Source organism: Desulfosporosinus sp. OT (assembly GCF_000224515.1).
In the GTDB taxonomy this organism is placed as follows: Bacteria; Bacillota; Desulfitobacteriia; order Desulfitobacteriales; family Desulfitobacteriaceae; genus Desulfosporosinus.
The window spans coordinates 1-22917 of sequence record NZ_AGAF01000211.1; the positions used below are offsets into that span (position 1 = coordinate 1).

At 40.1% G+C, this 22917-nt stretch carries 22 protein-coding genes and 1 pseudogene; 13 read left to right on the forward strand and 10 right to left on the reverse strand.

Features of this window, described 5'->3' with window-relative positions:
* Nucleotides 1–130: 130 nt before the first annotated feature.
* Nucleotides 131–301 (reverse strand): annotated as a pseudogene (locus DOT_RS32005) (ABC transporter permease); the annotation flags it as partial.
* 160 nt (nt 302–461) lie between these two features.
* Between DOT_RS32005 and DOT_RS19525 the strand changes: the two are divergent.
* Nucleotides 462–1388 carry a hypothetical protein gene (locus tag DOT_RS19525; protein WP_157998499.1) on the forward strand — a complete coding sequence of 309 codons (927 nt, stop codon included), beginning with the start codon at nt 462–464 and terminating at the stop codon, nt 1386–1388.
* Between the two features lie 40 nt (nt 1389–1428).
* On the opposite strand, the gene DOT_RS19530 is transcribed toward DOT_RS19525, so the two are convergent.
* On the reverse strand, nt 1429–1635 hold the full coding sequence (locus DOT_RS19530) for a helix-turn-helix transcriptional regulator (RefSeq protein ID WP_009622554.1): 207 nt from the start codon (nt 1633–1635) through the stop codon (nt 1429–1431).
* A 9-nt stretch (nt 1636–1644) separates the two neighbouring features.
* Nucleotides 1645–2097: a DUF2975 domain-containing protein gene (locus DOT_RS19535; protein WP_009622555.1), complete on the reverse strand. Its 453-nt coding sequence runs from the start codon at nt 2095–2097 to the stop codon at nt 1645–1647.
* A gap of 642 nt (nt 2098–2739) precedes the next feature.
* On the opposite strand from DOT_RS19535, the gene DOT_RS19540 reads away from it, so the two are divergent.
* On the forward strand, nt 2740–3858 hold the full coding sequence (locus DOT_RS19540; RefSeq protein WP_040412989.1) for a trypsin-like peptidase domain-containing protein: 1119 nt from the start codon (nt 2740–2742) through the stop codon (nt 3856–3858).
* A 163-nt stretch (nt 3859–4021) separates the two neighbouring features.
* On the opposite strand, the gene DOT_RS19545 is transcribed toward DOT_RS19540, so the two are convergent.
* Complete coding sequence (locus tag DOT_RS19545) at nt 4022–4537, reverse strand: NapC/NirT family cytochrome c (RefSeq protein ID WP_242833874.1); 516 nt, start codon at nt 4535–4537, stop codon at nt 4022–4024.
* 201 nt (nt 4538–4738) lie between these two features.
* On the opposite strand from DOT_RS19545, the gene DOT_RS19550 reads away from it, so the two are divergent.
* Complete coding sequence (locus tag DOT_RS19550; RefSeq protein ID WP_009622562.1) at nt 4739–5800, forward strand: cytochrome c3 family protein; 1062 nt, start codon at nt 4739–4741, stop codon at nt 5798–5800.
* A gap of 230 nt (nt 5801–6030) precedes the next feature.
* Here DOT_RS19550 and DOT_RS19555 read toward each other — a convergent pair whose 3' ends face one another.
* The gene (locus DOT_RS19555) at nt 6031–6366 is read right to left on the reverse strand and encodes a L,D-transpeptidase (protein ID WP_009622563.1); all 336 of its coding nucleotides are present in this window, start codon (nt 6364–6366) and stop codon (nt 6031–6033) included.
* Between the two features lie 30 nt (nt 6367–6396).
* On the reverse strand, nt 6397–7008 hold the full coding sequence (locus tag DOT_RS19560) for a D-Ala-D-Ala carboxypeptidase family metallohydrolase (protein ID WP_009622564.1): 612 nt from the start codon (nt 7006–7008) through the stop codon (nt 6397–6399).
* Nucleotides 7009–7249: 241 nt separating this feature from the next.
* Between DOT_RS19560 and DOT_RS19565 the strand changes: the two genes are divergently transcribed.
* Together DOT_RS19565 and DOT_RS19570 are read left to right on the forward strand one after the other, a co-directional pair.
* On the forward strand, nt 7250–8002 hold the full coding sequence (locus DOT_RS19565; RefSeq protein ID WP_009622567.1) for an ATP-binding cassette domain-containing protein: 753 nt from the start codon (nt 7250–7252) through the stop codon (nt 8000–8002).
* Complete coding sequence (locus tag DOT_RS19570; RefSeq protein ID WP_009622569.1) at nt 7983–8903, forward strand: SufD family Fe-S cluster assembly protein; 921 nt, start codon at nt 7983–7985, stop codon at nt 8901–8903. Before DOT_RS19565 ends, DOT_RS19570 begins: the two co-directional genes overlap by 20 nt.
* Before the next feature lie 256 nt (nt 8904–9159).
* Here DOT_RS19570 and DOT_RS19575 read toward each other — a convergent pair whose 3' ends face one another.
* The 3 genes from DOT_RS19575 to DOT_RS19585 all read right to left on the reverse strand — a co-directional run bounded on the left by DOT_RS19575 (nt 9160) and on the right by DOT_RS19585 (nt 12935).
* The gene (locus DOT_RS19575; protein WP_009622571.1) at nt 9160–9831 is read right to left on the reverse strand and encodes a GPR1/FUN34/YaaH family transporter; all 672 of its coding nucleotides are present in this window, start codon (nt 9829–9831) and stop codon (nt 9160–9162) included.
* A 498-nt stretch (nt 9832–10329) separates the two neighbouring features.
* Entirely contained in the window at nt 10330–11031 is a 702-nt protein-coding gene (locus DOT_RS19580) for an exonuclease domain-containing protein (protein WP_009622573.1), read from the reverse strand.
* 26 nt (nt 11032–11057) lie between these two features.
* Entirely contained in the window at nt 11058–12935 is a 1878-nt protein-coding gene (locus DOT_RS19585) for a DUF294 nucleotidyltransferase-like domain-containing protein (protein ID WP_009622575.1), read from the reverse strand.
* Nucleotides 12936–13261: 326 nt separating this feature from the next.
* Here DOT_RS19585 and DOT_RS19590 point away from each other — a divergent pair, with 326 nt between their 5' ends.
* From DOT_RS19590 to DOT_RS19625, 8 genes are all read left to right on the forward strand, one after another.
* Nucleotides 13262–14443, forward strand: coding sequence for a cyclopropane-fatty-acyl-phospholipid synthase family protein (locus DOT_RS19590; protein WP_009622577.1), 1182 nt, complete (start codon nt 13262–13264; stop codon nt 14441–14443).
* A gap of 355 nt (nt 14444–14798) precedes the next feature.
* Complete coding sequence (locus tag DOT_RS19595; RefSeq protein WP_009622579.1) at nt 14799–15080, forward strand: DUF485 domain-containing protein; 282 nt, start codon at nt 14799–14801, stop codon at nt 15078–15080.
* Between the two features lie 40 nt (nt 15081–15120).
* The gene (locus tag DOT_RS19600) at nt 15121–17067 is read left to right on the forward strand and encodes a cation acetate symporter (protein ID WP_009622582.1); all 1947 of its coding nucleotides are present in this window, start codon (nt 15121–15123) and stop codon (nt 17065–17067) included.
* Between the two features lie 366 nt (nt 17068–17433).
* Entirely contained in the window at nt 17434–18684 is a 1251-nt protein-coding gene (locus DOT_RS19605; protein ID WP_009622584.1) for an ABC transporter substrate-binding protein, read from the forward strand.
* Nucleotides 18685–18752: 68 nt separating this feature from the next.
* Nucleotides 18753–19631, forward strand: a complete 879-nt coding sequence (locus tag DOT_RS19610) for a branched-chain amino acid ABC transporter permease (RefSeq protein WP_009622586.1) — start codon at nt 18753–18755, stop codon at nt 19629–19631.
* A 16-nt stretch (nt 19632–19647) separates the two neighbouring features.
* Complete coding sequence (locus DOT_RS19615; RefSeq protein ID WP_009622588.1) at nt 19648–20622, forward strand: branched-chain amino acid ABC transporter permease; 975 nt, start codon at nt 19648–19650, stop codon at nt 20620–20622.
* A 15-nt stretch (nt 20623–20637) separates the two neighbouring features.
* Nucleotides 20638–21375 carry an ABC transporter ATP-binding protein gene (locus tag DOT_RS19620; RefSeq protein ID WP_009622590.1) on the forward strand — a complete coding sequence of 246 codons (738 nt, stop codon included), beginning with the start codon at nt 20638–20640 and terminating at the stop codon, nt 21373–21375.
* Nucleotides 21372–22067, forward strand: a complete 696-nt coding sequence (locus DOT_RS19625; protein WP_242833875.1) for an ABC transporter ATP-binding protein — start codon at nt 21372–21374, stop codon at nt 22065–22067. Before DOT_RS19620 ends, DOT_RS19625 begins: the two co-directional genes overlap by 4 nt.
* Nucleotides 22068–22128: 61 nt before the next feature.
* Here the strand turns inward: DOT_RS19625 and DOT_RS19630 are convergent.
* Nucleotides 22129–22917, reverse strand: a 789-nt coding sequence (locus tag DOT_RS19630) for an STAS domain-containing protein (RefSeq protein WP_009622594.1), incomplete at its 5' end; no start/stop codon positions are given.

Below are 22917 nucleotides of genomic sequence, written 5' to 3' on the forward strand. Positions count from 1 at the left end.
AAGTTAATCGCCATGCGTGGCGCACCTAAAGAACATTATTAACGATACAACTATCAATTGGAGCTCAATTTAAACAACATTCTGTCATTGTCAAGATTTGCTCCGCTTCTATTTTCAAACTGGGCGATCAGATCCCAATACCCATCCCTATATCCACATACGACTGAGACTGAGCAATCAAGCACCAGACAAGGCCACTAACCCAATAGAAAGAGCCAAACCAATAAAAATAACTTTCTGTATTAGCACCGAGCGCTCGTAACATATGGTCTTTGTCCCCTGTGGCTCTTAAGGCAAATCCGAAGAATAGAGAGCTAACACCGGATAACGTACTATAACAGCCATCTCAGGTCAGCGAGTTATCAAATGATAGCACTCTAACAATTGAACTTCAAGATCAAATTTGGAAACGGTCACTACTTAAAGCTATCTTTCCGCCCGGGGAGAGTACTATAATGATAATGAATAACAAGAAAGGTGGGGTATTCTTGAGCAAGCAAGGTGATTTCAATTCGCCCCGACAAACGACCGAGTTTAAAACGTTAATTATGATGCTTCAAATTGCGACTATTCTAGTGAGCTTTTTTTTATTAGCAACACCAGTATATGCGGAAAGCAGTTTTCAATATTCAAAACCTATTCAAACCAATAACTTGGCAGGGTATAAATTTATCGTTCTGGATAAGGATGTTTATGCTCACAGTAACCAACCCCAACTTCAGGATGTAAGGATTTTTGATGATAAAGAGCAAGAAGTCCCCTATTTCCAGGACTCGAGCATCGCCGCAACGACAACCCCCTATTCCACAACTCAAGATGGCAATGATACTGTGATTACGATTGTGGTGAACCATCTAAACGGATTCCGTTTAGAGTTACGCACAGATGATACGTTTGAACGAAATTATGTGCTTTACGGAATGAGCGGCAAGGCGAAATGGTACCTATCCGAAGGAACACTTGTAAATCACCCTTTAGAGCCTTCTCTTCCAAAAAAGGATATTAATTGGACCAGTACTAACCGTTTCGATGAGCTTAAACTTGTCATCCATAACCGTGATAATCAACCAATTAATCTGAAGTCCGTGAGGTTCAGCTACGATCTTGATAGACTGGTTTTTAAGGATCTAGGGAACAGTCATTATCGCTTAGCTTATGGAAACACTGCCTCCGGTTCTCCCCAGTACGATGTTACGGATTATAAAACCATTATTACTCGGGAACCTCTAACTCAAGCCACTTTGGGAGCTGAAGTATCTACCCCACCTCTGCCACAACCACCTGACAATCAAAAAAATTTCAAACCGCTTTTTATAATCGCTATTTCTGCCTTAGCTTTATTATTAATGTCAGGCATAGGGTTAAGCATAAGGAAAAAACAACGTTAGATATCCTCTTTCTGAATGACTAATCACTCTTACACAAAATTCATGGTACTTTATATTCTAAAATATCCCCTGGTTGACAATCCAGGGCTTTGCATATTGCCTCTAAGGTAGAAAATCGTATTGCCTTTGCTTTGTTGGTTTTAAGGATTGATAAATTGGTTAGGGTTATACCAATTTTTTCACCAAGCTCAGTCGAACTCATTTTACGTTTTGCAAGCATCACATCAACATTAACTATTATCGGCATCCCCTCACCTCAAATCGTAAGATCATTTTCTTGCTTTAGTTCCATGGCATGCTTAACAAGTTGTATCAGGATTTGACCTACAAGCCCCACCATGAAAGCAGCTACCATTAAAGTAAGTGACAACAAGTTTTTTAACACAGCAAACGTGCCAATAGCATAGAGAAAAAAATCTGCAAAAGCACAAATACTGATGATATTCAACAGGGTTACGCTGCTATGGCTAAAGGGTTCTTGGCGTAAGACGTTATTGCATAGTTTTTTAGCCATTAAAAGCAACAATACAAAAGGGATGGCCGTCAAATACAAAAAAACTGTTATCCATAAAGTACTTAAAGTTTGATTACCAGCATATTCAAGATATCTATTTACTAAAATCGGCAGGGTAGGAAGAACGAACGCCATAATCACAATGAATATAAAAATCAGCAAATTCATAAACCTTGCAAAATAGTTATTATTCACCTTCATCACTTCCTTAACAAGTTTTCATAATAGTTTAGTATAACATACAATATTATTGTTTATCAACGAATTATTAATAATAAACGATGATAAGCTAACTGTTAACCAGATCTCCCGAACAAATGGTTGCTGGCAATGAGGAACAAGCTGCAGTATCTACTTCTATATAACACCTCAGTACAGGAATTAAAACAAATTGCTGCTACGCTTAAAGATAAAGTGGATGACCTAATTAGTAAAGATGTATAGCTATAGGAGCCTTCGAACATAAAGAAGGGGGGAAGTGTATATTACCTCTACCCTTCTTTATGTTCGTCATTTCACAAAACTGTGACTTAAATCCCTAAAAAACTTTCACAATTTGCACCTTTTAACTTCACATTTTTTAGTTATCCTTAGAGAGTAGTCAATGGATATGACATCATGATCAGAAAAAATAGTTGCAAATGTTAAAGTAAAATTTATTTCGTTTCTCATCTAAAATTGAGTATTAACCAGGAGGTATTAATCATGGATAACGAAACTAATTTACCACAGAACGATAATATCAATCCTTCTGAAAGTGCCTATAACGAAAACAAGGAACTTAAAATAATGTTTTCTCCTCAGCAACAACCACCGATCGCTCACCACCGACCAAAAATGAAATTTGTTGCGACTGCTGGCCTCTGTTTAATCAGCGCAGTTATTGGTGGTCTCACAACGGTTGCCACCATCCCATATATTTATCCGACAAACGCAGTCTCCTCAATTCAAACAGCTAATTCCTCATCTAATTCCCCTTCAATAGCCCAGGTTAACAACCTTACTACCACCCCAACCAATTTCCCTGTTGCGCAAATCGCTAAGGATGTCGGTCCAGCTGTTGTTGGCGTTTCTAATTTCCAATCGAGCCGAAGTTATTTTGGCAATTCAGGCCTCCAAGAAGTTGGAAGCGGTTCTGGTTTCATTATTGATGCCCAAAAAGGTTATATCGTGACTAATAATCATGTGATCGATGGAGCACAAAAAGTTACTGTCAGTTTGAGCGATGGACGTAATCTTGATGCGAAAATAATTGGTGCCGACCCACGTACAGATCTCGCAGTATTACAAATATCCGATACCAAAAACCTTACTGCAGTTAAGCTTGGAGATTCTTCAAAAATAGAAGTTGGTGAATCAGTGGTTGCTATTGGAAATCCAGGTGGTACTGAATTTGCACGCTCCGTGACCACTGGTGTCATCTCTGCGACGAATCGCACACTTGACATACAAGGCGAGGCAAGCTTCAACTTAATCCAAACAGACGCAGCAATAAATCCCGGAAATAGTGGCGGGCCACTCGTGGATTATCAAGGACAAGTCATTGGTATCAACTCGGCCAAATATGCAGAATCGGGCTTTGAAGGAATGGGTTTTGCTATTCCTATTTCAGACGCCACCCCCACTATACAACAATTGATCACTTCAGGTGTCGCCAAACATCCCGCACTATTAGTGAGTACGGACGATCAATACAACTCATACGCGCAAAGCAACAACAAAGCTCTTGGAGCCTATATTTCAGCAGTGACACCAAATGGCCCCGCAGCTAAAGCTGGAATTGTGAAAGGAGATGTCATCACCAAGATAAATAATGTTCAAGTTCAGAATTCATCTGACCTTATTCATGAACTCTACAAATATAATGTTGGAGGCAAAGTAACCATTACCTATATCCGAGATGGACAAACGAAAGAAGTTCAGGCAACGCTTGGAGAAATATCCTCAAATCAATAAATTGGGAGCATAATTAAACATCTAGTTATACTAAGAATTCTGGTTTGCATGAAGAAAGAAGGCTGGGAGCATTAAGTTGCTTCCAGCCTTCTTTCGTTTTCCGTTATCGCCACTTCTGAACTAATATGCTTAATTAATAATATGCTTTATTTAAGAGTCTGGTTTAAGACTTCGACTTGGCAACATGTCCTATGTTTTGGTGACAGGATATACAGCTAACTTGCCCATCAATCATAGGCTGATGACTTATTGGTGGGGCATTCGGAGCGGACCCAGGCGCCAGAGTAATATTTTTAGCATTCGGGTAGGCACTATCTTTGCCGCTATGACAATACAAACAAGCATCGGTATGCGGAGTCCATTCGAGTTTAGCTGGGACCTGATTGGTGAAATGCAGATAAACCTCTTTGTAACTACTCAATTTCCGTACTATGTAGCCTACATTACCAGGTGCAGCGTGACAACTCAGACACTCGACATCTTTGTGCGGCCCTGTTTCCCACGATGCGACCTGAGGCGCGATCTCATGACAAGAAGTGCAAAATTGCGGTCGAGAGGTGTAGTGCATCCCTGCATACGCTCCAATAACCAACACTACGACCACTATTAATCCAATAAGCACAGTTTTTTGGGTTCTGCTAGCTTTAGCAGGTTTTCCCTCGCTTGAAGCCAAACTCATCACTCCTTTTTAGTGACTTATACTACTCTTCATTAGGCAATCTTATTGTAACTACAAACTTTAGAATTTATGTATTATGTAAATTTACGAGGGAATAATTTATGAAATTTTGGCAGGATAACATTTCGTGGTTAGTATAAAAGGAGTTTTTTTCGGCAAACTATTTATGTTTAAAGAACCTGAGAAGGAGGGATTTTTTCAGTGAATCGACTTAGAATTATGGTATTAAGTCTAATAGTTTTAGTAACTATCATGTTAGTAGCTGCCTGCAGTACTCAGCAACCTACTCCAACACCTTCAACTCAAACGACTCCAGCAACCCAGGTTGCCAATGTGACTGCCACCTATGTTGGTGAGAAAACCTGTCAAGGTTGTCATCAGAAAACAAACTATGACAAAACGCCCCATTATCAATCCTTTAAACCTTTATCGGCTTATAAACTAGATAAGACCTATGGATCGATTACCGTATATGACGGTGCAGCCGATAATGCAAAGTCAACAACAATAGATATAAGCAAAGCCCTTGGCGTAGAAATGGATACCTATGTAGTTGCTGAAATTCCTAAAGAAGCTGGCTTCTCAAAACGATTTTATCGGGTGGGTCATTTGATCAAAAACCCTGATGGCACGTATAAGATCGAAAGCGCTAGTGTAGTTAATGGAACCCAGAACTGGTCTGCAGGAGAATATACTTGTGCTGAATGTCATAGTCCTAACATGGGTGCCACAGGAACACCTGACTACACAATTACCTGCGAAGGTTGTCACGGTCCTGGTAGCGCACACGTTGCAGCAACGACTGATGATCAGAAAAAAGCCACTATGGTATTGCCGAATTCCGACACCTGCTTAAAATGTCACAACAGTGATCCAAAGAAAGATTCCACAACAAGTGCTATTATCACAACAAACCACTATGGCACACGTGACTATACCTTTAGCAAACACAATACTACTGGACAAATTAATGGTTGCTTGACCTGTCACAAAGTACACGGTCCCGACGCAAACGGAGGATTACTGAAGAAAGATAAGCCCAATGACATTTGCGTGACCTGCCATGCAGGGAAAAATTACGACGTGAAGACCATTATGTGGGACAACAAGTCAGATCCTCACAATCATATAACGGCTGACCACAGTTTCACCGCTATTCCAGAGTCTGCTACTAAGGTCAATCCGACAACCAAAAACGTAGAAATTGTAGATCCAACGGTTCTAGACATGATTAAGAAAGCACTACCAGATCTAGCCAAGTAACACGAAATAAGAAAGATCAAGGCTTGTCCGTTTAAACGACAAGCCTTGATCTTTTTTTATTCCAGTTGGAAATAAAATCCCTATCACCATTCTATTTATAAACCTTATGATAGATTCAAATCAAATTCAATCTAGCTGGTGTCAACAAAACTCTTTGAAATCATTCTAAAAGCCAGCACTGAGTGCTGGCTTAAACTAAATCTCTGGCTAATGGTATTTCCTTAAAAGGATTATGCTCTTATAGTTACCCTTACTCCAATCGGTACAATTTTGGAAAGTTCTATTACATCAGAGTTGAACATTCTGACACATCCTTTGGACACTTGTTTACCAATGGATTGAGGATCATTGGTACCATGAATTCCATAGTGGGGTTTACTTAGTCCCATCCACATAACTCCAAAAGGTCCTCCCGGATTGGGGGCCTTATTTATAATTTTAAACGTACCCGTAGGTGTTGCAGTAAGCATCTTTCCTATGCCAACTGGATAAGTTTTAATCACATTACCATCTTGTAACAAGTAGAGTTGCCTATTGCTTTTGGAAACAATAATTGAATACGCCACTTAAACCACCCCGTGTATTGATTATGCTCCTCAACATCCGCGATAGCCGGTATCATGAGCGTTAGTCTTCAGGTTGTGTAATAATTGGTTAAACGTATTTGGATGGCTCGTTGCGGACCATGAATTTTGAATTCCCCAAGCGTACCAAGGATAACAGGGGATTCTATCACATGAGGGGCAATCATATTCTGTTCCCCAAGTGGTATTCCCACTGCCGTCATATACATCCAGGTGTACATGGCCTCCAACGCTCATTAAGTTCCCATAAGAAGTTCCGTACCGTTTCATTACTTCAATTCTGCGAAAACCAGCATGATACGCTGCTTCTGCAACTTGAATAAAGCTTTTTCTTGGGACTGTAATATCAGCTGCCAGCCCTGCACCATGGGGGTTTGATTCTCTGCGATAGCCACTCGTTACTATAATGGGTACTCCTAATAAATACCGCATTTTCTGCAAATCATCGACCAGTTTTTCCATGACACCATATGGATGGATTCTCTTAGGATTAAATTCCTTCATTTTGAAATTATGGCGGATGTGTTGATTATCTCGGTAATAATGACATTTGCCATTATAAGAACGTAAAACTCCATAACCATAGGGCACGTGATTAAGGCACCCTGTATCTTTAATGCCCACGTAATTCCCCCCTATCGAACGTCAATCTAACTAAAGCAATATATGTAAGAAGATCGTATTTGGTTATAATATAAACTTCAGGTACTCTTCACCCCAGAATACTTTTTGCATATAAGAAACAAGCCTGGAAGAATATATCTTTCATTCTTGAAAAAATAATTAATAAATCTTCTACAATAAATTGTCGGATTATGATATTCTGGAACATGGACAACGGATAAGCAATTAAGGAGGAATAGTTATGCTTGAAATACAGGGAGTATCTCTAGAAACAGATGGAGATAACCGCGTTGAGATTCTAAAGAATATAAATTTAAAATTCTATGATAAAAAAATATATGTTGTCACCGGTCCAAATGGTGGAGGTAAATCTTCATTGGCCAAAATCATTATGGGTGTCTATAATACTACCAAAGGTAAGATTCTACTCGATGGGCAAGACATTACAACCATGAATATCACCGAAAGAGCTCGTCTGGGTATTGGGTATGCTTTTCAGAGTCCACCTCGTTTTAAAGGCATCAAAGTCAAGGACCTTCTAAAGATGGCTGCCTCGTATAATCCTGAAAAAGTTAATATTTGCGATTTGCTATATGATGTAGGTTTATGTGCCCAAGATTATCTCAACAGAGATGTTGACACCAGTCTCTCAGGTGGAGAAATGAAAAGGATCGAAATTGCTACCGTGCTCGCACGGAATCTAAAGCTTGCAGTTTTTGACGAACCCGAAGCAGGAATTGATTTATGGAGCTTTCAGAAGCTTGCGGAAACGTTTAAAAATATCCATATGAAATATGATACAACGATAGTTATCATTTCTCACCAGGAACGTATTATGGAGCTTGCAGATGAAATCATTTTGATGTCCAATGGGACGATCAGTGCGCAATCTGAAAGGGATATTATTCTTGCTGGAATTTTAAATACCGATGCTTGTGCATGTAGCACTAAATGTGAGAAAGGGGTTGGTCAGAATGTTGAATGCATTGGATAAATTAATGCTGGAAAAAGTGGCCGATCTTCATGAGATACCCCAAGGAGCTTACAATATTCGGAAAAATGGAGCAGGGGTACAGCGGAACACAACGGCTAATATTGATATCATCACCAAAGAGGACAAATCAGGCATTGATGTAATTGTAAAACCTTATACCAAAGGAGAAAGTGTCCATATTCCGGTCATTGTAACTGAGGAAAACATCAATGATGTTGTCTATAATACCTTCGAAATTGGAGAATACTCAGACGTGTTGGTCGTTGCTGGCTGCGGAATCCATAATTCAGGAAGCCACGCATCACAGCACGATGGCATACACAACTTTTTTGTGAGAAAAGGGGCCAAACTCAAGTACGTAGAGAAACACTATGGACAGGGTGAAGGACAGGGTCAACGGGTTTTAAATCCAAAGACAATTATCGAGGCAGAGGCAGGCTCTGTTGTAGAACTTGAACTTATTCAGATAAAAGGAATTGACCGCACTAAAAGGGATACTGAGATCCGACTTATGGATAATGCAAAGCTTGTGGTCACAGAACGGCTCTTGACCTATATGGATCAAGAAGCAGAATCAAATATTACTGTCGAATTACAAGGTGCAGATTCTTCAGCCCAAATTATTTCACGATCTGTTGCCCAGGATGATTCAAAGCAAGAATTCTATTTCGATTTAGTAGGACGAAATAAAGGCCGTGGTCATATACAATGCGACGCCATAATTATGCATAATGCTCAAGTTCTTTCGACCCCCAAAATCTCAGCCTATCATAGCGAAGCACAACTCGTACATGAGGCGGCCATAGGCCGGATCGAGTCCGAACAATTAATTAAATTAATGTCAATTGGGTTTTCGGAAAAAGAAGCAGAGGATACAATTCTCAATGGCTTTCTTAAATAGATAAAACCTAGCCTAAGCTGTAGCGTCATACTCTAGAATTTAACGAAAACTAAAGCTGTCGCCTTCGCCGAGCCTCGGTGAAGGCGACAGCTTTAGTTGCACATATAAAGAAAACTTGGCTGGCGCCCACGAAGACACTTTCTTCGCACGGATTAGCCCTTCTTACAGTATATAACGAAGTTTATACTTTCTAACAGTAGAAAAAAGGCCCGAGATGTCTCGAGCCTTTTTCATTGTAGAATTTAATTATAATTTCTTAGGCTCTAGCCCTCTGACGCTGATCAGGCACTGCAGGTGCCGGTACAGATTTTTTAATAACGTTGAGTGGCCTACCAAGAGGCAATATTTCACGTCCATAAAAATTCTTATAAAATATGGCCGCTGAATAATAGAAACCAATGATGGAAACAATCAATTCAGACCAACCAGCTAGTTGTGTAAGCATAGGAGCAGGACCTACATTAAATGTAACTGCCGTAAGCGAGAAAAATAGCACATCAATGAAAAGAAACAGCACAACAAAAGGAACGTTCACTTCTAAAGCAGCTATTGTTGTAAAAAGAGAGAAAATAAGGTAACCCAAAAACACAAATCCCAACATTTTAGGGTCAACAGCAGCTTTCATGCCTGGGCCGAACGCGCCGTTCATAGTTAACCATGAAAAGGCCATACCTACCCAGAAAAAGCCATAAGCACCCAGAGCTGTGCCACCCAAAACGTTGCCCTTCTGAAAGTCAATTTTTGCAGCCATAATTTGAACAATACCACCCAATAAACATGCCCAAACAACAAGCAAACCTGTTGCGCTATGATCAGTAAAACCTAATTTGGAAGTTGAGGCTATGAGACAAATCATCGCCAAACCCAAAACACCAAAAGCGGTAGGATCTGCACCACTATAATTAACTTTGACTTCCTGTATACTCATTTTCGATTTTCCCCCTTAGTTTGTGATAGTTGATTCGCAAAAACTATATATGTGTTTATCCTCATAAATTATTTTATGCGCTCTACCTCCCTCCATCTAAATTTTTCTTCAAAACAGCCGTGTTTATGGTTCGCTACAAGAAGTTTTCGTATATATATCACGCAAACGCACAAACAACCATCACACTAACAACCGCGCAAATACTTAAACACATAATAACACAAACAATTCAAATTTGTACGAATATTTTAACTATTTTTATTAATAAATTTATTCAGATATGTTATGGGATGTTATATAAATAAGGAATTATTTTCTCTAAGAATAACCTACTGCCTTCGTGTCAGAATATGCCTATCAACATAAGATGGAAGATTGTCCCTTAAGAAGGAATGGCTGCAATGTCATTATCCATAAAGAGCCCTATGCAAGATGTGCTTGGGCTCTTTATTTCATTCATTTCTCCTATATATGCTCTATTGAGCTAAACTAAGCTGATTACTGCGTACTAAACTTCAGATATTTAAAACTGTACAGTAAATCAGTTGTAGTATTGATGCCTTTTTTCTTTAAGTCCTCGACCATTGCCAAAAAAATTTTGCCAGTTATGATTGAATCCCCTAAAGCAGTGTGGCGCTCTGTTAACGGCACTCCATAGGCTTCAGCCAAATCGTCTAAGGAATGGGTTTTATGGTCGGGAAAAAGTAGATGGGAGAGTAAATAGGTGTCTAAAACCAAAGGGCATAACTTTTCTCCACAGTTTTTTTGCAACTGGGCATTTATAAAACTAAAATCGAAAGCGCCGCAATGAGCAACAAGCATTGAAGACCCTACGAAATCCATAAATTCATTGCAAACGGCGATAAAATCAGGCGCTGTAGCTACCATTTCATCGGTGATACCGGTCAATTCAGTTACAAGAGGCGGGATTCCACGGTTAGGATTTATGAATTGAAGAAACGTTTCATCTGTAAGCTGGCCTTTGTCAACAACTACCCCTCCAACAGAAATAATTTCATCCCCTTTATGAGGATAAAACCCAGTAGTCTCGGTATCAAATACAACAAACCTGCTGCCGTCTAGTGCCATGGAAGGCCATTTTCGCAGACGAAAAGCTGTTACTTTTTGGCAGAATTCCTCCTCATCAACTGTGCAGCAAAATTTATAAAAATTCATGAAAATACTGGTCTTACTTTTCATCTCTCAGTCCTCCCTTACAAATGGCCTTAACTTTGGAAAGCCAACCCGGTTACGGTTTGCAGGCGGTCGACTGCCAAAAAACTCTCGCGCATAACAGATCGTTCTCTTTCGCTGAGGTTATTTGGGTTAATATAGTTATCCGGAATGAACCCTAGACCAAGTTTCCTTAGGTTCTCCCGCATCCTGAACATCATGAGCGATTGAAAGGCTGCTTCGTAGTACTCTGCATCATCTGAGGAGATGGCTTCAAATTGAACAAGTTTTTTCAACCGCGCTAAAGTATTAACCTCAACTATGCTTTCCCGCATAGCAAAAATTCGGATACAGTCCACAATATGAACACAAGCAGCCTTTTTTAGATCCACTTCGTTTTTATGGTCTTTGTTCTTTTCCAATATTACGTGTTTGAACAGATTAAGCGGTACCCTATGGCTTAGAGCATCACTTGTAAGGAAATGAAGAAGGGCAGGAGTGGTTCGGAACATATGCAACGTATAATCACGTAACGTCTGGGCCAAATAATCTTGTCCATAAACTGGTCTAAAGTCCAAAAAAATTGTAAACTGACGAACAGCGTCTGGATTAGGCGTGCTTGACCACTGGTGCACCATACTTTTCCAAGTCGTTAACGACCGACACCATTCGGGATTTGTAGGCATGATATTACCAGGGCATTTAATTAGGCCACATTGGTCTAACCCGTCCGTTACATATTGAGCCAATTCTCGAAAATAGTCCTTAATTCTCCCTTCCTCTTCAGGCGGAACTTCAGCATATATTATGGCACTGTCTTGGTCTGATGATGGGGTTAGCTCTTCACGGCCTCCGCTGCCCATGGTTAACCAACAATAATCAACAGGCGGTCGCCCTAAGCCCTTTTCTGCCAATAAATTCTCCGTGAGCAAAATCAGCCTACGGGTTAATATGTCATATAATTCTGACACCACTTCCCCAATTTCACTTGCGGAGGCCTTTTCGCTGATCATTGTAGCCACTGTTTTGGAGATTTGTTTGACAGCTTGTGCCAATTCTCCGATATTTCCGGCAAGTTCTATGTCTTTAACAATCGTTAGGGAACTAGTAATCCTTGCCCTAGTTAAATCTCCAATAGTAACAATGCCGATGGGCCTTTTTTTATCCGTGACGACAATATATTTGCCATGACTTTTCAGCATAGTAAGCAGCGCTTGGTAAAAGAAGGCATTAGCTATCAACGTAGGGGGATCATGTTGCATAATATCGACAGCGGCAACGACTGAAGGGTTGCCGTCGCGGGCTAGTACTTTACTAATAATATCTCGCTCACTAACTAAGCCTAACATTTTACCATTGGGATCTGTAACCACCATAGAACTAATTTTTTTCTTTGTGAACAAACGCGCTAAATCATTGATCGAAGTGTCCGGCTGACAGGTTTCTACAGGAGTGGACATGATATCATAAACCTTCTGTTTAAAACGTTCAAATCCTAAACCGAACGACTCATAAGGTTGTTCTTGTAGCATTTCTTCGTACAACCCGCACATTCGGTCCGTTAATACGCGGTTAAAATAACGAGCAACCTCCTGATAGTTGTGTAAGAGATTCTCAAAGGCTTCTCTTCCCAACACGTAACAAGTTAATTCAGCGATTACCTTTGCAGAGGCGGGATATCGTTTGCCAGTAAGAATCACAGTTTCTCCAAAGAAGTCTCCCTGACTCCTTAGTCTTACCGCCCCGTTTCCTGTAATGATTTCCACAACTCCAGATAGAACTAAAAATAATGAACCCAGTGATTTTTCGCCTTCTATGAATACAAAACTACCTGTCGAATAGGTCCTAACTGGTATCGTTTGGCTCAACTCTAATAAAATATTTTCAGGCAACTGATCAAATGGCTTAAATTGTTTTAGAGAAAGCAGCATATACATTCCCCCTCCAATCGAATCGATGTAGTTCACAGGTCATCTGTTCTTCCATATAGTGAGAATACCGTTAGTGATTATATAATATATCACCAATTTGTCATAATGTTAAGAATATTCTTTATTCATTTTGTATAAATCTATTATAGTCCTATTGTTCCTTCATTATTAAAATATTCAAGTCATGATAATATTTGGAATAGTCAGAATATTTAGAGGAATTTATGCTTCTTCGTAGAATTGATACCCTTAAATGTATTCGGTTATTTTTTCCAAATCAGGTTCGATTACTAAAAATCCAAATTAAGAAAGGTGGGCTATTCTTCATGGATGTTGACAAGATATTTTTCAAAAACCTTTTTAAGAATCTATTTACTCACCCTTGTTTGGTGAAGTTCTGGGATGAAGAGGTTGTACAGTATGGTGAAGGAGACGCGCACTTTCAGATTATTATGCATGAACCCATACCTAAGTCAGAGCTCGTCGGAGATCCTTCTTTAGCCTTCGGCGAAGCTTACATGCATGGCAATATTGAAATCAAAGGAAGTATCCGGAAAGTCATGGAATCCCTCTTTATTAATAAAGATAGTTTTTTATATAAGAACCCCACCTATTTAAAAATGGTCAAGTTTATATCCAATGGCGTTAGAAAAAGCAGGGAAAATGTCCAATATCACTATGACATAGGGAATGACTTTTATAAGTTGTGGCTTGATGATACGATGACCTATTCTTGCGCCTATTTTAAATCTCCAGAAGATACACTAACCCAAGCGCAAAAAAACAAAATTGATCATATTTTACTAAAACTTAATTTACATGAAGGACAGACCTTACTGGATATTGGCTGTGGTTGGGGAGAATTAATTCTAACCGCGGCTCGAGAATTCCGGGTTAAAGCATTAGGTATTACCCTTAGCGAGGAACAGTATGATAAAGTGCGTTACAAAATTGATAGCGAAAATCTAAGTGAGCTGGTGGATGTGCGATTGATGGATTACCGCGAAATTAGAGATCAATTATTCGATCGGGTGGTCAGCGTGGGGATGATCGAGCATGTTGGAAAAGAGCACCTAAGTGAATACTTTTCCAGAGTTCATCATTTACTAAAGGATCAAGGGATCTCTCTCCTACACTGTATTACCGGTAGGGATGGAACCGGTACAAACTCCTGGATTAACACCTATATCTTCCCCGGCGGTTACATTCCATCAGTTCCTGAACTGATCAAGCATATGGAAGATGATGGTTTTTCACTCTATGATGTCGAAAGTCTGAGAAATCATTATACTCGAACCTTAGAACACTGGGCTCAAAATTTCGAACAAGTCCTCCCGCTCGTTCGGAAAAATAAAGACGAAACCTTTATTCGAATGTGGCGCCTCTATCTTAATTCTTGTGCTGCTTCATTTCACACTGGAAACATTGATCTACACCAGCTATTATTCAGCAAAGGTCCACACAACAGCTTACCGTGGACCCGCGACTATATTTATAATTCAATATGAACCTTCAGCTAAGACATTCTGCTCGAATATTACCGATCCCTATATCTAAAGATGCATTTAGGGCGACGAGACTTCGCCTGTTGACCCTATTCTTCCTTTCTACTTTCCTCAACTACAAATTTAGGTATATTCTGACAATTCAGAATAATTTGAATTGTTGTTGCAATTTCTTCGTAATCAGAATATGATATGATTAATCATTTTCGCAAGATAACCTTATCGTAAATTAATGCTCCTGACACTGAGTGCTTCCATAAGATTATTGCCGCCCATACGACTTTAAAAGCTTTCCCGTTTTAAAACGGGAAAAATAAGCCTTCCACCTTGAAATCTAATCTAGAGAGGAGGTGAAGATATGTCACATGGACCAGCAACCGAATGGAAAGAGAATAAGACTCTCGATAAAAAGAAAGCCCGGTTGGGGGTAGTAATGTTTATTATCTATACGATCATATACGCAGGATTTATCTATATCAACGTAATGGATAGTTCAATCATGAGAATTAATATTGGGAGCTTTAACGTAGCAATTGTTTATGGCTTTGGGCTGATTATTTTAGCTCTCGTTCTGGCAATCATCTACAATAAAATTTGTACAAACGCAGAAAAATTAACTGTAATTGATGGTAAACGTTAGTTAATTGATGTACTTGAGAAATTGAAGGGAGGTATACGGGATGAATTATTCGGTTTCACCAGGGGCTGTAGCCATTTTCATATGTTTTGTGATTTCGGTTCTCTTCATATCCTTTTATTTTGCTCGCAAAACAAAGTCAGCAACTGATTACTATGCTGCCGGCGGATCAATCCACTGGTCAATAAATGGAATTGCCTTTGCTGGAGATTATCTTTCTGCCGCGTCGTTTCTTGGCATATGCGGAATGATAGCCACGTATGGTTTCGATGGGTTCTTATATGCCATTGGTTATCTCGCGGGTTGGATGGTGGCCTTGTTTATTGTTGCAGAACCAATGAAACGGCTCGGAAAATATACCTTTACCGATGCACTTGATAGCAAATTCAATTCCAAGGGAATTAAGCTATTAGGGGCATTTAGTACCCTCTTGGTTTCAATGTTTTATTTGATCCCTCAAATGGTTGGCGCTGGATCACTGGTAACTCCATTACTCGGGTTGCCCCATGAAGCAGGGGTAATAATAGTAGGAATTATTGTTATTGCAATCGTGGCAACTGCAGGTATGGCATCAACCACATACGTCCAATTCTTTAAAGGAGCCTTGTTGATTACCTTTTCGTTAATCTTGACATTCCTAGTGCTTTCACGTGGGCTGTCAACTACACCAGATAAAGCAGATGCCGCCTATCACAATCTTATTGCCTTAAAGGTTACAAGTATAAGTGATACTGCGGTAAAAATTGAGGATCCTTCCTATAAGGTAATGAATTTAATCAAGTCTAAAACTAAGAGTTATGTAAAGCTCTCCAAGGATAATGTAGAGAGCATATGGGTACTAAATACACAAAAAAATATATTGGAGGAAACGGAAACGATCACTACGCTCGCTGATGGATCTCTGCTTTATAATGGAGAGCCAAAAGCAAATAACAAGTTTTTTCAGGTAGGTGCAATGAGTGAGATTAACGGGCAAAAAGTTAATGGAAAAGCCGCTATAACAACGGGTTCGTTGAGTCCTTTCACCTTAGTATCGACGATCAGTAATGGCGTCGTAACGCGTTGGGGGCATGAAATAATTAAGGATGGGACCAATCAAATAACTGTTTATTATCAGAATCCCACATCTGGTAAGGATATCCTGAGCCCTGGACTTAAGTACAAAGTTGATCCTAAAAAAGGCGCCACACCAACTGACCGGTTCAATTTTGTCTCCCTAATGCTTGCATTGTTTTTAGGTACAGCGTCCTTACCGCATGTTCTGATTCGATATTATACTGTTCCAAGTCCATCTGCCGCTAGGAAATCTACCCTTGTTGCTATTACCGCCATGGCCGTCTTCTACATTCTTACCCTCTACATGGGTTTGGGAGCCATGACTGGTGGAGTTCTTGATCTTACTAATGACAATATGGCAGCACCGTTATTGGCAAAGTCTATTGGTATCGCGATTTTCGCCATGATCTCAGCCATCGCATTTTCTACCGTACTTGGCACAGTCAGCGGTCTAATTGTCGCAGCTTCTGGGGCTATTGCCCATGATCTGATGGATAGGTTCTTCAATCTGAAATTGACCGACAAGAAAAAAGTTTTTGCTGGGAAAATCACCGCAATAGTCGTAGGCTGTATAGCCATGGTTTTGGGAATTCTCTTCAAAAATATGAATGTCGCTGCTCTTGTAGGATGGGCATTCGCTGTTGCGGCTTGCGCTAACTTCCCCTCGATTATTATGATACTTTTCTGGAAAAAAACAACTGCAGCAGGAGTGATCGGGTCAATAATCGTAGGACTGATAACTTCTTTAGGAATAATTTTATTTTCCCAGGACACATACAGCAATGTCTACCACCTTGTAGGTGTTGTAGCTCCCTTTGCCTTTAGCAACCCAGCGCTTGTAGGTGTCCCCTTAAGCTTTATCACCCTAATTGTTATCTCCTTGTTCACTCAAAAGAGCAGTAATATCAAATCGGTTTCACGGATTGTAACTTAAACTATCAATCCTAAGGAAAATAGAGGCTGCAACAGTGCAGCCTCTATTTTTTGTATCAAAACAAATAGGCTATTTTCCATCAGCTCCATTATACGAATAATTTCGCCTAGATGCGATCATATAGACGATAGTGTTTTAATACACGACAAAATAAGTATTGTCTGTCCTAAATACACCTGTTATAATTTTAGAATATCCTTTAAGTGTACAAAGTGCTCACATCACACTTATTAAACAGGAGCGCTCCAAGGAATTTATAAGGGAAAGGAAGTATGGTAGAACGGAAAAAACTCGTAAGACAAGAACCAACTCAGAAAAGGAAACATCTCTAAATAGGGTTTTCTAAAACATTATGGAGGGGATAGAATGGTTAGTATGGTAGGCAAAATAAGATCGAGATCGAGTAATTTAATTAAAATAGGGTCCATGCTCTTGATTATTGCATTATTAGTTACTGGGTGTGGAAATAGTTCAACCACTACAGCTGACAAAAAGACCATCAAAGTTGGAATTGTAGATACTTATACCGGCGGAGCAGCCGTCTATGCCAAAGACTCCTTAGATGGATTTAAACTTGCGGTCAAAGAAATTGCCGCTAAAGGAGGTCCGACGATTGAATTTGTCACCCGTGACGACGAATTCAAGCCGGACAAATCAACAAGCTGGGCAAAAGAACTCGTGATGAAAGAAAACGTTGACTTTCTAGCAGGAACTACGAATAGCGCAGCCTCACTTGCAGTTTCACAATTTGCTAAAGAGAATAAAGTACCCTTTATCGACTGGGGCGGAATGAGTGACAAAGTCACAGGTGCAGCAGGCCATCGCTATGTATTCAGCACTTTGCCCAATACCGCAATTATCGGTAAAGCAGGCGCGGTCCAACTTTCCAAGACGCCTTATAAAAAAATCTGGTTAGCTGGCAGTGATTATGAATATGGTCATTCTGTAATTTCTAACCTTTGGTCCAATTTAACCGCACTTGAACCTGACGTTAACAAAATGGGAGAAACTTGGTGGCGTGTGGGAGAAACGGATTTCACACCATATATCAACGCTATCCGCAGTGCTAAACCGGATGTGCTTGTGGTTGGCACTGGTGGAGCTGATATGGTAGCCTTTATGAAAGCACTCAAAGCAACTGGACTGGCCCAAGAAATCCCTGTATGGGCACATACCAGCTATGACCCTGCGACCCTAAGGCCTTTGGGTGATCAAGCGCCTGAAAATGTTCTGGGTACAAATCCATATTTATCAAATTATCCAGATACAGCTGAAAATAAGGCCTTTGTCGAAGCTTTTAAAAAGGAATATAATCGTGAACCTGCTGCATTTGCTTTATATGGATACATGGGAGGAGAATTCCTAGGTCAAGCGATTAAAAAGGCTGGCAGTACTGATAAGGAAAAGATCATTGACGCTATGGAAGGCTTAGTTATTGATACACCGGTAGGCAAAGCGACTTTACGCAAAGAAGACCATCAGGTGGCAATTCCCATGACCTATGGGGTTATAGCTAAGGTAGACGGAAAAATTGCAGCCACAGACCTTCACACCCTTAGTCCGGAAGAAATTATGCCCTCTATCGACGAAATTCAAAAGCTTCGCGCAAAGCAATAACAAAGATTAATGGGCGGACCACCAGGTACCGCCCATTTACGTAATCTCACACAACAGGGGGATGACACATGGACTTCGCAACACTCGCCAGCCAGCTTTTTATAGGATTAAGCAGGGGAATGATTTTCTTTATCGTTTCAGCAGGGCTAACGCTCATATTTGGAGTGTTAAGAATCACGAATTTTGCCCATGGATCACTTTATATGTTAGGTGCTTTTATTGCCTACTCAATCTCAATATTTTTTGGCCAAGGCCCAAATGGGTTTTGGTTGGCCCTGCTGGTTGCCCCTATCGCGGTAATGTTAATTAGTCTTGTAATCGAACGCGGGTTGCTTAGATTTATCTATAACCAAGAACACTTAATGCAAATGCTCTTGACTTATTCTCTAGTACTTATCGCAGGGGACCTTGTCAAAATAATTTGGGGAACAGAATTCAAATCTATGAACATTCCTACGATTTTAAGGGGTTCCTTTAATCTTTGGGGAGCATCCCTTCCGTCGTATAATGCTTTCCTTCTTATAGTAGGCCCAATTGTTGCCCTTGGTTTATGGCTTTTTTTATCGAGAACTCATCTTGGCAAGATCTGCCGAGCAACGGCTACTGACCGAGAGATGGTTGATATATTAGGTATTGACAGTACTCGAGTGTTTGCTCTAGTTTTCGCAATGGGTGGATGGCTTGCAGGACTGGGAGGGGCTTTGATAGCGCCAACGACTACTATCTCGATGGGTATGGATGCAAATATTATAATTTATGCATTCCTAATCGTCGTAATAGGTGGATTAGGCAATGTTTGGGGAGCACTCATTAGTTCTATTATTATGGGAGTTGGTGAAGCATTAGGGATATTATTTATCCCTGGCGTTGCCATCATTATTCCTTATGTCATAGCGGGTGTTCTTCTAATTATAAAACCTTCTGGTTTGTTAAAATCTGCATGGTAGAGAAAGGAAAACATTTATGTCAGCGAATAACTCAAGTACCTTGAAGATGCCTCAGGGAAAGTTCAGAGCCTATCTCGGCTTGGGGTTGTCAGCAACAGGGATTCTGATACTTTTAGCGATGCCGACTCTAATCTCCCAATATTATGTTTACTTGCTAGCAACTGTTTTTACAACAGCCTTACTTGCCACCAGCTTAAACTTAGTTTTAGGGTACGGAGGACTTTTGCATTTACACCATGGCGTATTTTATGGGGTTGGTGCCTATACTGTAGCAATTATTATGACGAAAACCTCTTGGCCATTTGCTGTTGCAGTTGTGTTGGGTCCTCTGGTTGCTGCCTTGATCGCCCTAGTAATTGGTTGGTTTTGCGTGCGATTAAGAGGACTATATTTTGGTATGCTTACGTTAGCTTTAGGGCAGTTGGTATGGGCTATTATTTATCGCTGGAATGCGCTGACGAATGGAGACAACGGAATTCATGCAATACCTGTTCCTGAATTTCTTACTTCTGTAAATTCAGTCTACTATACGACTCTGATTATTCTATGCCTATCTTTAGTAATTCTTTATCTGATTAGCAAATCTCCTTTTGGTCTGACATTACTTGCCACTCGTGACAACCCCATGCGCTCTGAAAGTCTAGGAATACACGTCAGAAGACACCGACTGACAGCGTTTGTCATCGCCGGATTCTTTGCAGGGCTTGCAGGTGTATTATTTGTCTTAGTCGAAAGATCTGTGGCCCCTTCCCTACTCTCTTGGAACAAATCAGCAGAAATTTTGATCATGTGTTTAATGGGAGGACTTACTGTATTTATGGGCCCGACATTAGGGGCTGTCATATTAGTTTTTTTGTCAATGTTTGTTGGTCTCTATACTGAATACTGGCTTCTTGTCCTTGGTGTGCTGTTACTCATCCTCGTCCTGTTCCTGCCTCAAGGTATTCTTGGTTATTTTATAAAGAGTAATGATAAAAAAGGCGGAGTGTGAGAGGAGAGAATTTGAATGCTTCAAGTTGAACAACTTAGAAAAGCGTTTGATGGGTTTCAGGCAATTACAGATGCCAACCTTTCTGTTCCAAAGGGAGAGGTAGTAGCGGTAATTGGACCCAATGGCGCCGGCAAATCCACTTTATTCAACTTAATAACTGGGCATCTACAGGCGGATTCAGGTCATGTCCGTTTCAAAAGTAGGGAAATTACGAACTTGGCTCCTCACAAAATTTGTCACCAAGGAGTGGGGCGGTCATTTCAGTTGATAAATATTTTTTCCAGTCTTACAGTCTTTGAAAATATCCAAACTGCTGTTATATCTAAACATCGCCTGGATAGGAAATTGTTCAGACCTGCCAAAAGACTTCTTGTTGAAGAAACACTTGAGGTTCTCGAAAATTTTGGACTTGTAGATTTTAAAAATCATTCATGCAGCTCCCTTTCTTATGGAGATCAAAAGGTCTTGGAAATAGCGATTGCTTTAGGAAGTAAACCAGATCTCCTTCTTTTAGATGAGCCAACTGCTGGAATGTCACCCGATGAAACACGTAGAATCGTAAATCTCATTAAAAGATTATCTCAACAAGAAGGCCTTACAATATTGCTTACCGAGCACGATATGGATTTAGTCTTTGACGTTGCTCAAAAGATCATGGTTCTTCACCAGGGTCGAACGATAGCCCAAGGCCTTCCTGAGGACATCAGGAACGATAAATCTGTACAAAATGCCTATTTGGGGGAAACAGGATGATGTTAGAAGTTAAGGACATTCATACCTATTACGGGTTGAGTCATATATTGTTCGGCTTATCTTTAAAGGTGAATCACGGAGAAGTTGTATCGCTCCTTGGTCGTAACGGAGTAGGAAAAACAACGACACTCAAAAGTATCATTGGTATCACCCCTCCCAAAAGCGGGCAAATCTTTTTTAAAGGGCAGGACATTACTAAAACCCCTACTAAACGAATGGTAAAAATCGGGATTAGTCTTGTTCCTGATAACCGTAGAATTTTTCCAGATTTGTCTGTACGCGAAAATCTCGAGATTGCAGACGGGATTAAAACCGGAACATGGAATTTGGATAAAGTCCATGCATTATTTCCTGTACTTAAAAAAACCGCCAATCGTAGGGGGGGGAACTTAAGCGGTGGAGAGCAACAAATGTTAAGTATTGCCAGAGCTCTTCTTGGAAATCCTGAGCTTTTAATTTTGGATGAGCCAACTGAAGGACTAGCGCCTTTAATCGTTCGAGAATTAGAAGAGCAAATTCTCGAACTGTGTTCAACCGGAATATCTATTCTCTTAGCCGAACAAAATCTCAAATCCGCCTTGAAATTGGCCACTAGGTGTTATGTGCTTGAACGAGGGCAAGTTCGTTTTGAAGGAACTGTTGAGGAATTAGCTGATAATGACGAAATCCGGTCAAAATATTTATTAGTATAAACCACATCCTCAAGACAATTAGGCCCTGAACTGTAATAGTTTAGGGCCTAATTTAGTGATCCTACAATTTATTGTTCGCACATTTAAACGTTGAAATAGCATCTATGAGTCTACAGGCTGCAGATTTATCGGCGTTATCTGTTATTTGACAGTTTATAATAGTTCTTGCTCTCTCTAAATCGTTTGTTGAACAAGCCAAAATTTCATTCTCAGACATAAATATATTTTCAATGCCTATCTCTGAATAGAGATTCGCATTTTTAAGGATTGAATCAAGCTCAGGCCTTACACCACTGAAGATTATGACTCCCCCAGTCTCTCTTACAGATCTGATAAATACTTTCAAAGCATTGAGCGATGTTAAATCTACAGTCGATACATATTTCATTCTTAAGATGAAAACTCTCGATTTATTTACTAAGTTATCAAGCCTCTCTTCCAGGTCAGAGGCTGAGCCAAAGTAAAGATTTCCTTCCAACTGAATAATTAACACATCGACCTTTTCCTTAACAAATTCAATTTCTTGTTCAATTATTTGGGAATTACGTTCCTCTAACGGGATAAGAACTTTTACCGATACTCTATTTGTATCTCTCAGGTACAAGGCAATTGATAGCGCAATTCCTGTATAAATTGCATAATCTAGGTTAGGCATCAAAATTGTCACGAAACATGTTACCCACATGGCGATAGAATCCGATTTGAATTTGCCTACTTTGACTACCTTCATGATTTCCTTCTTATCAATCAAGTTGTAGGCAGTAACCAGGATTACCCCTGCCAGACATGGATTGGGGATATATTTCGCATATGGGGCAAAAAAGACCAGAACTAAGGCAACAACCAGACC

Coding starts and splice junctions, on each gene's coding strand:
- DOT_RS19525 (WP_157998499.1), top strand. CDS start 462: ATGAATAACAAGAAAGGTGGGGTATTCTTGAGCAAGCAAGGTGATTTC.
- DOT_RS19530 (WP_009622554.1), bottom strand. CDS start 1,635: ATGCCGATAATAGTTAATGTTGATGTGATGCTTGCAAAACGTAAAATG.
- DOT_RS19540 (WP_040412989.1), top strand. CDS start 2,740: ATGAAATTTGTTGCGACTGCTGGCCTCTGTTTAATCAGCGCAGTTATT.
- DOT_RS19545 (WP_242833874.1), bottom strand. CDS start 4,537: ATGAGTTTGGCTTCAAGCGAGGGAAAACCTGCTAAAGCTAGCAGAACC.
- DOT_RS19565 (WP_009622567.1), top strand. CDS start 7,250: ATGCTTGAAATACAGGGAGTATCTCTAGAAACAGATGGAGATAACCGC.
- DOT_RS19570 (WP_009622569.1), top strand. CDS start 7,983: ATGTTGAATGCATTGGATAAATTAATGCTGGAAAAAGTGGCCGATCTT.
- DOT_RS19575 (WP_009622571.1), bottom strand. CDS start 9,831: ATGAGTATACAGGAAGTCAAAGTTAATTATAGTGGTGCAGATCCTACC.
- DOT_RS19580 (WP_009622573.1), bottom strand. CDS start 11,031: ATGAAAAGTAAGACCAGTATTTTCATGAATTTTTATAAATTTTGCTGC.
- DOT_RS19585 (WP_009622575.1), bottom strand. CDS start 12,935: ATGCTGCTTTCTCTAAAACAATTTAAGCCATTTGATCAGTTGCCTGAA.
- DOT_RS19590 (WP_009622577.1), top strand. CDS start 13,262: ATGGATGTTGACAAGATATTTTTCAAAAACCTTTTTAAGAATCTATTT.
- DOT_RS19595 (WP_009622579.1), top strand. CDS start 14,799: ATGTCACATGGACCAGCAACCGAATGGAAAGAGAATAAGACTCTCGAT.
- DOT_RS19600 (WP_009622582.1), top strand. CDS start 15,121: ATGAATTATTCGGTTTCACCAGGGGCTGTAGCCATTTTCATATGTTTT.
- DOT_RS19605 (WP_009622584.1), top strand. CDS start 17,434: ATGGTTAGTATGGTAGGCAAAATAAGATCGAGATCGAGTAATTTAATT.
- DOT_RS19610 (WP_009622586.1), top strand. CDS start 18,753: ATGGACTTCGCAACACTCGCCAGCCAGCTTTTTATAGGATTAAGCAGG.
- DOT_RS19615 (WP_009622588.1), top strand. CDS start 19,648: ATGTCAGCGAATAACTCAAGTACCTTGAAGATGCCTCAGGGAAAGTTC.
- DOT_RS19620 (WP_009622590.1), top strand. CDS start 20,638: ATGCTTCAAGTTGAACAACTTAGAAAAGCGTTTGATGGGTTTCAGGCA.
- DOT_RS19625 (WP_242833875.1), top strand. CDS start 21,372: ATGATGTTAGAAGTTAAGGACATTCATACCTATTACGGGTTGAGTCAT.